The organism is Corynebacterium tuscaniense, from assembly GCF_008693065.1.
GTDB lineage: Bacteria > Actinomycetota > Actinomycetes > Mycobacteriales > Mycobacteriaceae > Corynebacterium > Corynebacterium tuscaniense.
In genome coordinates this window covers 1-13,859 of record NZ_VXKH01000009.1, presented here as the reverse complement: position 1 = coordinate 13,859, position 13,859 = coordinate 1, and the positions used below count along the sequence as shown (strand labels likewise).

Annotated in this window: 11 protein-coding genes and 1 pseudogene; 8 read left to right on the top strand and 4 right to left on the bottom strand. The window is 58.4% G+C overall.

Annotated features, from left to right (window positions below; translation table 11 throughout):
• Positions 1-64: 64 nt before the first annotated feature.
• Positions 65-1,252, top strand: a complete 1,188-nt coding sequence (gene manA / locus F4V54_RS03520; protein WP_150386259.1) for a mannose-6-phosphate isomerase, class I — start codon at positions 65-67, stop codon at positions 1,250-1,252.
• Here manA and F4V54_RS03515 read toward each other — a convergent pair.
• Together F4V54_RS03515 and F4V54_RS03510 are read right to left on the bottom strand one after the other, a co-directional pair.
• Positions 1,249-2,397, bottom strand: coding sequence for a glycosyltransferase family 4 protein (locus F4V54_RS03515; protein ID WP_150386258.1), 1,149 nt, complete (start codon positions 2,395-2,397; stop codon positions 1,249-1,251). The two genes, manA and F4V54_RS03515, sit on opposite strands and share 4 nt — an antisense overlap.
• A 24-nt stretch (positions 2,398-2,421) precedes the next feature.
• Positions 2,422-3,615, bottom strand: a complete 1,194-nt coding sequence (locus F4V54_RS03510) for an NAD-dependent epimerase/dehydratase family protein (protein ID WP_150386257.1) — start codon at positions 3,613-3,615, stop codon at positions 2,422-2,424.
• Between the two features lie 167 nt (positions 3,616-3,782).
• Here F4V54_RS03510 and F4V54_RS03505 point away from each other — a divergent pair, with 167 nt between their 5' ends.
• Positions 3,783-5,447, top strand: coding sequence for an FAD-binding dehydrogenase (locus F4V54_RS03505; RefSeq protein WP_150386256.1), 1,665 nt, complete (start codon positions 3,783-3,785; stop codon positions 5,445-5,447).
• Here F4V54_RS03505 and dsdA read toward each other — a convergent pair.
• A complete protein-coding gene (gene dsdA / locus F4V54_RS03500) occupies positions 5,444-6,724 on the bottom strand; it encodes a D-serine ammonia-lyase (protein ID WP_150386255.1) in 1,281 nt (426 codons plus the stop codon). The genes F4V54_RS03505 and dsdA overlap by 4 nt on opposite strands.
• Before the next feature lie 121 nt (positions 6,725-6,845).
• Between dsdA and F4V54_RS03495 the strand changes: the two genes are divergently transcribed.
• Positions 6,846-8,072 (top strand): MFS transporter, encoded by a 1,227-nt coding sequence (locus F4V54_RS03495; protein WP_376997412.1) that lies wholly within the window; start codon positions 6,846-6,848, stop codon positions 8,070-8,072.
• Between the two features lie 2 nt (positions 8,073-8,074).
• Here the strand turns inward: F4V54_RS03495 and F4V54_RS03490 are convergent, their stop codons facing one another.
• Positions 8,075-8,554: a hypothetical protein gene (locus tag F4V54_RS03490; RefSeq protein ID WP_052092800.1), complete on the bottom strand. Its 480-nt coding sequence runs from the start codon at positions 8,552-8,554 to the stop codon at positions 8,075-8,077.
• Between the two features lie 31 nt (positions 8,555-8,585).
• Between F4V54_RS03490 and F4V54_RS03485 the strand changes: the two genes are divergently transcribed.
• The 5 genes and pseudogenes from F4V54_RS03485 to F4V54_RS03465 all read left to right on the top strand — a co-directional run.
• Positions 8,586-9,770: a YihY/virulence factor BrkB family protein gene (locus tag F4V54_RS03485; protein WP_150386254.1), complete on the top strand. Its 1,185-nt coding sequence runs from the start codon at positions 8,586-8,588 to the stop codon at positions 9,768-9,770.
• A gap of 6 nt (positions 9,771-9,776) precedes the next feature.
• The gene (locus F4V54_RS03480; protein ID WP_150386253.1) at positions 9,777-10,643 is read left to right on the top strand and encodes a patatin-like phospholipase family protein; all 867 of its coding nucleotides are present in this window, start codon (positions 9,777-9,779) and stop codon (positions 10,641-10,643) included.
• A gap of 60 nt (positions 10,644-10,703) precedes the next feature.
• A complete protein-coding gene (locus tag F4V54_RS03475; protein ID WP_034663923.1) occupies positions 10,704-11,573 on the top strand; it encodes a patatin-like phospholipase family protein in 870 nt (289 codons plus the stop codon).
• 283 nt (positions 11,574-11,856) lie between these two features.
• Positions 11,857-12,495 (top strand): DUF3558 family protein, encoded by a 639-nt coding sequence (locus F4V54_RS03470; RefSeq protein WP_034663922.1) that lies wholly within the window; start codon positions 11,857-11,859, stop codon positions 12,493-12,495.
• A 471-nt stretch (positions 12,496-12,966) separates the two neighbouring features.
• Positions 12,967-13,859 (top strand): annotated as a pseudogene (locus tag F4V54_RS03465) (hypothetical protein); the annotation flags it as partial.

The window sequence follows — 13,859 nt, the reverse complement described above, 5'->3', positions numbered from 1 at the left end:
CTTTCTCGTGCGCTAGCTATGATTGCGGAAAGACTAGCCAACCACACAGAAAGCGTTTTTGGCCATGCTTAAGCTCACTGGAATCCTGCAGCACTACGCGTGGGGTGACACAAGCAGCATTGCCATGCTTCAAGGGCGTCAGCCGGATGGTCAGCCGGAGGCTGAGTTATGGTTCGGTGCTCATCCGAGCGCGCCGTCGGCCACGGCGGAGGGTCCGCTTGATGCGGTCATTGCCACGGATCCCGCGAAGTTATTGGGGGCTCAGGCGGCTAAGGAGTGGGAGAATCATCTGCCGTTTTTGGTGAAGTTGCTGGCTGCAAGGCAGCCGCTGTCCATTCAGGCGCACCCCTCGATTGTGCAGGCCAAGGGAGGTTTCGCGCGAGAGGATGCGGCGGGCATCCCCCGGGACGTCGCCCACCGCAACTACAAGGACGAGAACCACAAACCAGAAATTCTGATTGCTCTCACACCGTTCCGCGCGATGGCGGGTTTCCGCCCCATCGAGGACACCGCGCGTGTGCTTGCTGCGTTTGAGATGCCGGAACTTGATGAAGCACGGGGCATGCTTATCGGCGAATCCCTGGAGGCCCTGCTTCGCCACTGGCTCAGCCTGGAAGACCCAACACCGCTGGTGGATGCGGTTGTGGCCCGTGCAGAGGTGATGGCACGGGCAGGGCATACTGATCCGGACGTGGCGCGTTTGGCGGAGAACATCGTGTTCATCGGGCAGGAATTCCCCGGCGATGTGGGGATCCTGGCTGCGCTGTTACTCAACCACATTGAGTTGGAGCCGGGTGAGGCTGTGTTCCTGCCCGCCGGCAACTTACACGCCTACCTGGAAGGTTTCGGTGTGGAGGTCATGGCCAATTCTGACAACGTGCTGCGCGGGGGATTGACCAGCAAGCACATAGACGTAGATGAGCTGATGGACGTGCTCATCTTCTCGTCCATCGAGGACCCCACCTTGGACGCTGTCACGCATGTGCAGGAGACAGCGCGGGGAGAAGTGCGCTGCACGGAATATCCGGTGCCGGTGAAGGACTTCGCGGTCATCCGGTATAGCAGCCAGGAAGTGGGGGAAATTTCACTGGACAATGGTCCGGCGATTGTTCTGGATGTGGCAGGGCAACTGGAACTGGGTGGCTCCGTATCGCTTGGTCCCGGTGAGGCCGCATTCATTGCTGCCGATGATGGGGCAGTGGCTGCCACCTGGGATGGGGCAACAGATTTCTTCGTGGTCCGCCCCGGCTAGGTGCGTGATGTGGCTGCGCGGGTCATGCAGTCCTCGTAATATCCGACGAGTGTCTCCGTTGCTGCACGCCAGGACCACCGCTGCGCCTCAGCGCGGGCGGCGGAGCTCATGGTGTGGCGCCGGGAGCCGTCGATAAGCAGCTGTGCGAAGGCTTCAGCCCACTCGGCTGGCGGGGCTTGCTTGTCCACGAGGACACCTGTTTCACCATCGTTGATGACAAAGGGGATGCCGCCGGCGCGCGCACCCACGACGGGGAGGCCGGATGCGAAGGCCTCGAGTGCGACCAACCCGAGGGTCTCTGTGAGTGAGGGGAAAGCGAACACATCCGCGGAGGCGAACGCCTGCGCGAGTGGCTCGCCCGACAGGTAGCCAGTGAACACGGTGTATTCAGGATCAAAGGTTTGTTTCAACCGCTCAAGCTGTGGCCCGGCACCCACCATGGCTAAGCGCGCGCCTGGCACTTTCTGGCGCACAAGTGGCATCACGTCGGCGAGAAGCGCAAGGTTTTTCTCCGCGCTCATGCGGCCAACGTAGATGAGTAAAGGAGCATCCGGATTGCCGTCCGTGAGCTGAGAGCGCATGGCGAGGGAGAATTTATCTGAGTGATAGCCAACGGTATCCACCGCTTTCGGCCACAGCGCGAGGTTGCGCAGACCGTAGCCGGAGGCTGTCTCCATCATCGGGCCGGATGTGACCAGATTGAGCTGGGCGCGGTTGTGTAGAGCACGAATGATTGCGGTGGCGGGTTTCTGTGCAAGCCCGATACCCAGCTCCTTCGTGTAAGCAGGCACATCGGTGTGAAACGAAGCGAGTAGTGGAATGTTGCGGTGCTTGGCTAGCAGACCGCCGTAGCCGGCGAAGAAAATCGGATTCACCGCATGGACAATGTCCGGCTGAAAATCGGTTAGCTCTCGCGCCACCGACGGGGCGGGAAGACCCACCTTCACCTCGGGGTAAATCTTGTGCAAGGAAAAGCTCGGCGCACGCACAACCCGGAAGCCGGCATAGGTGTCCGGCGCATCACCGGTGGCAAAGATGATCACCTCATGGCCAAGTTCCGCCAGCTGCTCAACGGTGCGGAGGATTCGGGTGACCACACCGTCGACCTTAGGCAGGAAGACCTCGGTGAAGATGGCAATGCGCATGGTGTTAGTAGTTGTGATGTCGGCTTAACGCACGGATTCCGGAACTCCCTCGGACTGATTGCGCGTCCACAGGGAGCGGGCCGGGATCTTGGTGCGGTCCACGCGGTGGGCGTACCTCTTGGCTACGTCCTCGACTTCTTGGAGCAGGCCCTCAGCGAGCTTGGTGGGGTGTAAACCAAGGCTGAGGAAAGTGTCGTTGGTGACAAACAGCTCATTCTCATCTGCTTCCTTGCGCGGGTTGGGAACAAGTGCAAAGTCCGTACCGGAGATTGTGGCCACGAGCTCGGCCAGATCGCGCACGCGGTGAGTCTCTGTCATCTGGTTGAAGATCTTCACGCGGTCACCGTTGGCCGGCGGGTGTTCCAAAGCCAACTGGATGCACTTGACCATGTCGCGGATGTGAATAAAAGCACGGGTCTGTCCGCCGGTGCCATGCACAGTGAGCGGATATCCGATGGCGGCCTGCATGAGGAAACGGTTGAGTACGGTGCCATAGTCGCCGTCGTAATCAAAGCGGTTGATTAGGCGCTCATCGCGCTCCGTCTGCGGGGTATGCGTGCCCCAAATGATGCCCTGGTGCAAGTCCGTAATTCGCAGCTCATCGTTCTTGGCGTAATAGGCAAACAGATTCTGGTCCAGCACCTTGGTCATGTGGTACACCGAACCCGGGTTGGTGGGGTAGAGGATCTGCTGGTCAATGAGCTCCTCGCCGGTATCCACCTTGATGTCCAGGTAACCTTCCGGGACTTTCATGCCGGCGGTGCCGTAACCATACACGCCCATGGTGCCCAGGTGGACGATGTGGATGTTCAAGCCGGATTCCACTACGGCGACCAGGAGGTTGTGGGTGGCGTTGACGTTGTTATCCACGGTGTAACGCTTGGTCATCGAGTTCTTCATGGAATAGGGGGCAGCGCGCTGCTCCGCAAAATGGATGACTGCGTCTGGCTGGAAGTCTTCGATGAATGCGAGCAGTCCGTCATAATCACGCGCGACATCAATATTGCGGAAGTCGATTGTCTTACCGGACACTTCCTGCCAGGCGGCGAGGCGTTCCTCAATAGTGGCGATGGGGGTAAGGGATTCCGCGCCCAGCTCCTCATCGATCCGGCGCCGCGAAAGGTTGTCCACGATGGTGACATCATGCCCGATATCTGATAGGTGCAGGGATGCTGGCCATCCACAAAAGCCATCGCCGCCGAGGACTGCAATTTTCATTGTTGAATTCAACCTTTCTTTGTGGCTTGCCCCTGTTTCGTAGGGGGAAGTCTCCCGCTCACGTTACCGTGGCTGTGGGACACGCGCCGGGGGCCGTGGGGGGGATGAGGGAAGAAATCTCGTGCGATCTGCTCCCACAATGTTTTGTCGCCGCTACTATTTGCCCCATGAAATCAACTGAACCAATCATCATTGTTGGCTCAGGCCTGGCGGGCCTGGTGGCAGGGCATGAAGCCGTTAAAGCGGGCCGCAAGGTCGTCTTCATTGAGCAGGAAAGTCGAGCAAACCTTGGTGGCCAGGCGTTCTGGTCCCTCGGTGGATTGTTCATGGTGGGAACACCGGAGCAGAAGCTAATGGGGGCTAAGGATTTTGAGGATCTGGCCTGGACTGACTGGCAGAATTCAGCGGACTATGACGATGGGGATCATGATTACTGGCCGCGAAAGTGGGGCCGGGAATACGTTCGCTTCGCGTCAAATGAGATGCACGGGTACCTCAAGGAGCTGGGGCTGCGTGTGCTGCCCACCGTCGGTTGGGCGGAACGTGGTTCAGGTGATGCGTCCGGGCACGGCAACACGGTGCCACGTTTCCATCTCACCTGGGGTACCGGCCCGGAGGTTGTACGGGTATTCCGTGAGCCGGTGGAGTGCGCCGAAAAGGCCGGCCAGGTGGAGTTCAAGTTCCGTCATCGGATGGATGAGATCATTGTGGAAAACGGTCGCGCGGTGGGTGTGCGGGGAATGGTGTTGGCCGAGGATTCAAGGCCACGCGGTGAGGCCTCGAATAATGATGAGCTGGAGCCGTTTGAGATCCGCGGTGATGCGGTGGTGATTTCCACCGGCGGCATCGGTGGCAACGTGGACAAGGTCCGTGAGATGTGGCCGGAGGATCGCTGGGGCCCGTGCCCAAAGGATCTGGTTACGGGTGTGCCGGAGCATGTCGACGGCCGTGGCATCACCATCGCTGAGAAAGCGGGCGCGAACCTGGTGAACACGGACCGCATGTGGCACTACCCGGAAGGCATGATCAACTGGGATCCGATCTGGCCGGGCCATGGCATCCGTATTATTCCGGGGCCGTCCTCAATGTGGCTCGATGCGACGGGCAAGCGTTTGCCCACGAACCTGTTCCCGGGGTCTGATAACCTCGCGGCGCTCGCCCACATCGGACGGACGGGCCACGGCTACTCCTGGTTCGTGCTCAACCAGCACATCGCGGATAAGGAGTTCATCTTTTCCGGCTCGGAGCAGAACCCGGACTTGACGGATAAATCCATCAAGAAACTAGCGGGCAAACTCGGCCCCGGCACGCATCCAGCGGTGAAGGCGTTCATGGATAACGGTGCTGACTGGGTCATTGCGGACGCTTTGGAAGAGCTGGTGGCCAATATGAATGAGCTCAGCGATGACAGTATTGAGGTGGATGTGGAACTGGTGCGCAAGCAGATTATTGACCGTGATGCGCAGCTCACCAACTCCTTCTCCAAAGACGCGCAAATCAACTACATCCGTACCGCGCGGAACTTCCTCGGCGACAAGATCGTGCGTTGCGCGGAGCCTCATAGGCTTCTCGACGAAAAGAAGGGTCCCCTCATCGCCGTCAAACTGCACGTTCTCACCCGTAAGACCCTCGGCGGCGTGGAAACTGACCTGGATGGTCGTGCACTGCACAGCGATGGTTCCGTGTTCCCCGGCCTGTACGCCTGCGGTGAGGTCTCCGGATTTGGTGGGGGTGGCTACCACGGCAAGAACGCTTTGGAGGGAACCTTCCTGGGCGGCTGCATCCACTCCGGTAAGCGTGTGGGTGAGGCTGTGGCGAAAGAGTGCGCTTAACGCGTGCTCCACTGCAGTGCGGCTGTTGCGGCTTGGCCGCGCAGCCGATCCCTGTCACGGTCGGGGATGAGGGAACCGCCGGTGAGCCATACAAGGTGTGTGGTCTCATCAGGGATGTCCTCGGCCGGCAGGCGCCATGGGATGGGCAGCCCGGCGGCGGCTGAAGGTTCCACGGAGATGCCCGCAGTGCGCTCCAACCAGTTGACGCTGGCGAGAGTAGTCACGTCGTCGACAGTGTGGAATCCGTTGATCAGGTCGGCGGCATGTTCAAACGCAAAAGGTGACGGACTTTGTACCGCTAGGCCATCGGCAACAGTGCGTCCGCTCAGCCCATATTCGGTGCAGTTCACCGCCGCGCCTTTCCCGGTTGCGGCGCCGAGCATGAAGCAGGGGCTAGCTACCGGTTCGACGAAGTGGCAGTTGACACTATCCCCGAAAGCCAACTTCAACCCGAAGGTGACACCGCCGGGGCCTCCGCCCACACCGCACGGTAGGTAGACGTTGAGTGGATTGTCCGGGGTGAAGGTGCGCCCAAGGGCGTCGAATTGTGTTTTCAGGCGCTGACCAGCAACGGCATAACCGGCAAAAAGGCCGGGGGAGTTTTCATCATCGATGAAGAAGGTGGCCGGATCGTCGGCAGCGGCATCGCGCGCGGCTGCGACAGTATCGGTGAACAGTCCGGGGTGCTCAACCACGGTTGCGCCACCTGCGCGTAGCGAATCCTTCTTCCACTGCTTCGCTTCAGTGGACATGTGCACCACGGTGGGGAAACCCAGGCGGGGGCCGATGGTGCCTACGGCTAGGCCGAGGTTGCCGGTAGAGGCAACGGACAAGGTGAGGTTAGCGCGTTGTTCAGGGGCAGGGTAGTTCTCCGCAAGGCGGAGAACCTCATGGATACCACCGCGGGCTTTGATGGAACCGCTGATGGGAAGGCTGTCATCGCGTTTGACCCACAGCTCACCGGGCAAGGAGAAGCCTATGAGTGAGGAGACATAGTCCTGCGTGTCTGCGATGGGTTCAAGCGCAGATTCGATTCTGCCTGGATGGGGCGATTGAGCGGTCTCGGGGAAGGCTTCAGCGATCCAGGGTGCGAAGCGGTCTAAGCGCACCGCAGCTTCTTCTACAGATGTGATGACGGTGCGGTCCAGCGCATCAGGTGCATGCTCGGGGGTGCATGTCCAACTCATTTCCTGTTGGGCTTCTAAGGCGCCGAGCAGTGAAAGTGGTTCTGGTTGGGGAGTGGCGGGGCGGTCCCACGGCATCATCGGGGAAGTCATAGAACCTAATCCTAGGAGTTCGGGCAGGTAAAGGATGTATAGTAACGCAGGTCACAATTTTTGCTGTGTGTCGCAGTATTGCAACTGACAATCTCAGCCATGAGTGAGGAGGAGCTACCGAATGTCAACCAGCATGAGTGCGGGGAAGTCGTCGCCGAACATTGTGTTCGCAAGCGTCATCGCTTTTTTGATTAGCGCGGGATGGGCCGCGAACCACTTTGCTTCCGTGCTGGTGGTACTGCGCGAGGACTGGGAGATGTCCACGCTACTGGTCAACAGCGCCTACGGCATTTATGCTCTGGGGCTGTTCCCGTGTTTGATTGCTGGTGGCCTGGTGGCGGACCGGTTTGGTTCTCGTCCAGCGGTGTTGCTGGGGTCCACGGTGGCCATGCTGGGCAACGTTGCTCTGATGCTCTGGCAGCAGAACACGGTGGTGCTGTTGACCGCCCGGTTTGTTATCGGCCTTGGTGTGGGCCTGGTGGTCAGTGCCGGTACTGCGTGGGCAGGGCGCCTGCGTGGGGCGTCTGGTACAACGTTGGCCGGCATTTTCCTGACGTCTGGGTTCATGCTCGGGCCGATTGCCTCCGGCATTATCGCGCACCTGGTCAGCGCGCATTACGCGATTTATATCCCGTACATCGCCTCCATTGCTCTGTCCGTCGCTGCGATTGCGTACTCTTTCCGCGCGGGGGATGTGCCGAACTTTCATGAGGTTCAGGTGGTGCCGGAGCATGATGCTCCAGCAGGTGTTGAGGCAGAAGCACCTGCACCGGTGATTGAGAAGTCTGGGGCGAAGGCATTGTTCACGGCGTTCCCCATGGGCCTGTGGGTGTTTGCGTCCATGACAAGTGCCGTGGTGGTTCTTGCGGGGCGCGTGGGCAATCACTTTGAATCCAGTGCTTTTATGCCCGGTGTGGCTGCGGTGGTGGCCTTCGGTTCGGGCCTGATCATTCAAGCACTGGGCCGCCACTTCCACTTTGGCCCAGTCTCCGGTGTGATCGGCGCGGTGTGTTCTGCCACCGGCTTTGTGCTGACAGCACTCGGTGGGGCCACGCCGTCGCTCGTTGTATTCGTGGTGGCCGCGATCTTCCTGGGCTTGGCGTATGGCCTGTGCTTGCGTGAAGGTTTGTTGGATGTTGATACGTTCTCTCCACCGGAGAAGCGTGGCTCCGTCATCGGTGTGTACTACGTGGCCACCTACATTGGCTTCGGCTTTCCACCACTCATTGAGTGGCTGGATGGCTATGTTGGACCGTCGCTGCCGTACTGGGTGCTGGCGTCACTCGCGCTCGTATCCGCGGTGATTCGCACTGTGCAGATTCGTTCGGGTTACCTGGTGCGTAAGTAGCGTTATTCCACAACGATGGCCACGTTTACCGTGGCTAGTTCATATTCACCCGGCTCCGCCGGAAGTGCATGCAGTTCAGCCTTTGTGGCAGCGGTGACTGGAATGGTCCACCCAGTATTCGGATCAAGGGTTGGTGCGCCACCGCGGACTCCAGTTTGGAATGTTACTGGGCGAGTGGTGGGGGAGGTGAGGCGACAGGGGCCGTCGATAAGCAAGAGTTTGTTAAACGTGTCTTCGTCGACCGTGATGATCACAATGATTTCATCAGTATCCGGTGAAAGATTCGCCGTGTGAACTTTGAGGGTGTGCGCGACGATCTCTTGCGGGGTGCGTTTGCGTCGCAGCAACACCATGACAATGGTGAAGATGAGAATTGCTGGTGCGAAAAGCAGTGCCAGAATGAACAGGGACTCAGCAGGGCTCGCGTTGAAGCCAAGCTCGCCGTTGGGTGTAAACAGGCCAGCCACAGTCACAGTAGTCATGGCCACACTTTACTCACGTTAGGGTGACATCATGGAGGATTCGCTTATCGACGGCCCCCGGCGCCCCGCCCTCATCCAGCCTTACGGCCCGGGCCCGATCGATGCCCTTGACCCCGAGGTAGCCGACAGCAATGTGCTGCAATGCGGCAACCGGTTGGGGTGGAAAGGGTGGAAGCTCGTGTTTGCACGCACGGTGTTTGACTTTGGCCCTCTTGCCATTATGGACCGTGGTGCATCCATGACATTTTTCAGCGTCACAGCATTCGCGCCGATGCTTCTGGCGTTTTACTCCACCGTGACCTTGCTCTTTCCCACCGATCAAACAGAGCTGCGCAACATGATCGGCGGGTTCATTGGTAACACCGTGCCCGAAGCCCTGCAACCACAGGCAATGGACCTTTTCCTCACCGTGGTGGGCACCCCGGCGAAAAGTACCATCGCGCTGACAATATCCATCATGATTTCCCTGTTATCCGCTTCGGCCTATGTGCGTGCGTTTTCGCGCAGCACCAACGTGATTTATGGCCGGACGGAGGGCCGTAGTTTGTGGGTGACGTGGCTGACCATGTGGGCGATCACCTTGCTGCTGGTGGCTGGGCTCGTTGTGGTGATGGCGGCGCTGGTCTTGCGCGAAGACATCATCAACGCTGTGGTTGGCCCCATCGCGGAACCACTGAGGCTGCAGGCAGTGGTGAACTACCTCAACCAAATCCTGTTGCCGGTGTGGGAATGGTTGCGCTACCCAGCTGTGGTGGCAACGGCTGTGGTCCTGCTGTCTTGCCTGTTTTACTTTGCGCCGAATGTTCGGCCCGGTAAGTTCCGCCTGCTCACCGTTGGGGCGGTATTTGCCATGCTGGTGGTCGGTGCCGAATGGACACTGTTCGGGTGGTACATCTCCACCTTCGGTGTGCGCAGCGCCTACGGGGCGTTTGGTGCGGTGCTCGCTGTCTTGGTGGCCATTTGGGTGATGAACATCGTGTTGTTGCTGGGAGTCAAGCTCGACGCGGAGATCCTGCGTGCCAAGGAGCTGCAGATGGGGCTTGAGGCTAAGACGATGATTCAGGCCGCGCCCCGCGCCGATAAAGCCGTGCAGTTCCAGCGCAAGATCGGGGTTGTTCTAGAGCGTTTGGCGGAGGACGTTTTAGAGGACGTTGAGCCTGAAAAGAAGCAGAAAGTGATTTCTAGCGGAAAACCAGTTGGTTCACCGTTAGAGTAGTGAACCATGATTGACGCACGCGATACCGCTCTGATTATTGAGGGCGGAGGAACCCGTAACTCGTACACGGCCCCAGCGATCATGAAATTGATCAACGAGGATGTGCAATTTGGTTGGGTTGGTGGCGTTTCTGCTGGTGCGATTCACGCAGTGAATATGCTTTCTCGCGATGCGCAGCGCACTCAGGAGGCCTTTACCACTTTCATGGGGCACCCGAAGATTGGTGGGCTGCGCTCCCTCGCACTAGGCCGTGGCCTGCTCAACGCCGAGTTCATGTTCCAGGACCGTGATGGCCTCCTCCCCTTTGATCTGGATAGCTTCAATGCGAGTGAATCAACAATTCACGTTGAAGCTGTGCGGGCGGATACGGGTGAAACCGTGGCATTTAATAATGAGCAGTTGACAGATGAGGACTTTATTAACTTGGTCATTCGCTGTTCTTCCACCATGCCCATGCTCATGCCCATGGCATATATTGACGGCGTGCCGTATGTGGACGGGGCGCTAGGTGATGGTGGCGGTTTGGTGATTGATGCGGCGGAGCGTGCTGGCTACTCTAAGTTCCTCGTCTTAGCCACCAAGGGCCGTGACTATGTTCGTGAGCAGCCAAACCGTCCAGCCATGATTCGCCGCATGTTCCCCAAGTACCCCGAGGTCGCGCGTCGAACGATTGAGCGCGCTGATGAATACAACCGGTCCAAGGACCGCATTATTGAGCTGGAGAAGGAAGGGCGCGCCTACGCTTTCTTCCCAGAAAACATGAAGGTTGAAAGCACAGAGCTCAAGGTACCCAAGCTCGAAGCAAATTTCGCTGCGGGTGAAGATCAGCTGGAGCGTGAGTGGTCCGCGATGAAGGCGTTCTTGCAGGGCTAAGAGTGGGGCGCGGGGGACGCCGATAAGCGGTATAGCTCCCGCAGCCCTACAATCAGGGACATGATTGATGCATCCGACACAGCCTTAGTTATTGAAGGTGGCGGGATGCGCAATTCATATACCGCACCGGCGATTGTGAAACTCATTGAGGAAAACGTGCGCTTCGGTTGGGTCGGCGGTGTATCGGCGGGTTCCGTGCACACGTTCAACTACGTATCGCAGGATGCACATCGGGCACGCGAATCCTTCACTACCTTTGCCGCGCACGAACAATTCGGCGGGTGGATGTCCTTTGCGCGAGGGCACGGATACTTCAACGCCGAGTTCATCTACGAACGCTCCGGTGATGTCCTGCCCTTCGACTGGGAGACCTTCCGAGCCAACAGTGATATCGAAGTTCACGTTGAAGCCGTCCGTGCCGACACGGGGCATACCGTCCAGTGGACACGCCGCACCATCGACTCGCCGGAAAGCATCGGCCTCATCGCCCGCGCATCCTCAACAGTGCCGAAAGTCATGCCGATGGGCTTTATCGACGGTATTCCGTATGTGGACGGCGCGCTGGGATATTCAGGGGGCTTGCTTATCGACGCTGCTGAGAAAGCCGGCTTCCAAAAATTCCTCGTCCTCGCCACCAAAGAACGCTCCTACGTCCGCCCAACCGTTACGCGGCCAACAGCCACGCGCAGACTTTTTCCTAAACACCCCGCAGTGGCTGAAGCGCTCATCGTGCGACCTGGACGCTACAACGCAGCAAAACGCCGCATCCTCGAACTGGAGGAGCAAGGCCGCGCCCAGGTGTTCTTCCCAGACGCCATGAGCGTGGACGCATCCGAGCGGAACCTAGCTAAACTCACCGCCAACTACGCCCTGGGTAAGGCACAAGTTGAGCGCGAGTGGGAGCAGTGGATGAAGTTTCTGGGGGACTAGTATGCACAACTTCGGAGTCTGAGTCTCTACCACGTTTGTGCATTATCGCCCACGAGTTGGATTTATCGGCTGGTTGCTGATGGGGAGCAGTTCGGGCATGAGTTCAGAGGGTATTCGTGGAATGTTTTCTGATTGAGCCGTGCTGTTCAAGCAGCGGGTTTGATGGATGTCTACTTTAGTGGACACAAAAAGGTTTCCTGCGTCTTTGAAACGTGGCATTGTTGTTTGTGTCCGATGAGATTCGGACTGACCTGGGGAACACAAGAATCGGGGGTATCGCAGCGTGTACAAGCAGATAGCAACTGTCATCACGGCTGTAGCCACTGCGAGCTTACTTTCAAGTTGCACGGCGACGGGCTTATTCGGGCAAGCTGACCAACGGCACGAGGCAACCCCAAAAGAAGAGGCACCCGCGCCATCAGCGCCTGACGCTGGATCGGAGCCGACGCAGACGGAGGTGCCCGCTTTTCACTTTGCCAGCGGTGATCTCATTCTCGGAGATTTTGACTACGAAGCGATCAAGGACAACTTATTCAATCCGTGTGAGGAAATCTCAGAGACTGAGTTCGCGACGGTGGGATTGAAGCGTATTGAGGCGAATTTCACTGTACCCGGCGGAGGAATTACGTGTCCTCTGCTCGGAAACGAGCCGGGGATAGGACTTGCAATTGGTATTTCCCCAGCTGGTCGGGAAGATGTTGAGGGGCAAGAAGGCTCTGCTGTGAGGGATGCAGATTCGTCTGTGATTCCCGGAATGATGTTCTATCGGGGCGCTGAAAGTGGAGACGAAAGCTGTGTTGCTGCCGTCGATACAACGCGCGGACAGTTTTCAATCGTTGTCGGGGAGGCAACAAATCCGGTGAGTGAACAGGAATTGTGTGCCACTGCACAAAAAATAATGGAAGCATTTTACCAGCTATAACTAAGAAAAAGTATTAATCGGGGGCTAATGATGGGTATGTATTTGAGCACTGACGATGTTGCACAAGCAGCGCGAATTCTTGATGGCACTGCGAGTATTTTGAAGGGCACCACGGCAAGCCGAGAAGTACGTGGCCTTGGAACCTATTCTCAGGTTTCTGGTTTGGATCAGGCGGGGCGGATGCATCAGGCGATTAGTTCAGTGAGTGAGCCTGAAGCAACCCGGGGGTTAGCTCAATTTTTTGCTAGTGCTGCCGAGCTGTTACACCAGCAGGTTGATGGGTTTATTGCAGTCGATGCAGGCATTGGGGACTCTTTCCGTTCTACTGCAGGGGATGTCTCTAGTCCAGTGGCGTTATCACCACTGGAGCGGCCACAGTCGAATCCCTTTCATATTATTGTCCCTGTTGCAGGCCGGCCAGGAAATCTAGAGGTACTGGTCTCACAATTAGCCGCAACAGATACCGCATCAATGTTCGACATTTCACAGAACTGGTTGTCCACTGCTTCTATGTTGGTTCAGGCGTTGGGGGAACTTCCTGCGGCTATGGGGTTGTTATCGCCCTCAGCTGAAACTGAAGCGATACACAACGCGCTAGCAAACGTGGAGTTTGTCGACGTCATGGGGCGTCACTATGCGGCCAAGTCCCACATGTTGGGCCATCATACCGGTGGGCTAGCAACGCTCAGTCAGGCTACTGCCGTAGAAGCTGCCGCAGCCTTAGGTGCCGTCCGTGCTACAGCTGATCCTGTGGCGTCAAAAAGCCTGGAAGAAGTATTTTTAAGTACGTTTGGGCCGAGGCTTACAACACAGCTGGCACCCACGGTGCCGACCTTTGAGTCGTTGCTGCCACCGATGAAACCAGGGTCCAGCCACATCATGGACGACGGCGGAGCAGATGTGGGGGTCCCGGAGTTTTCCCGCGAAGCGCTACCACAGGTGGTCAACAAAGCATTAGCTCATACAGGCTGGGGTGATCTCACGCATGCCACAACCCCGGCTGAGATCGTGGAGCAGGTAGGCAAACCGAATCCGGATATGTTGGATTTGATTGCCTCTGGAGCTACACCTACCCAGGTAGCCAGTGCGACTGCCCCATCGCTACCACCAGTCGGTGCACTAGGCGGAGCGCCGGCCGGTGTGATAGGCGGAGCACCGGCTAGTGGTGCCGGTGCAACCGGCGCCGTTGGTGCACTTGCTGGTGGTGCAGCCGGTGCTGGTGGCCTTGGTGGGGCTGTGCCCCTTGCCGGGCGTGGTGCCGCAGGGTTGAGCGGTGGTGTCGATTCCGGTGGCAGGGCCGGAGCAGGCGCAGGTGGGTCTGTTGCGCTAGGTGCCCGGGGTGGGTTTAGCACCCCACCAGGAGC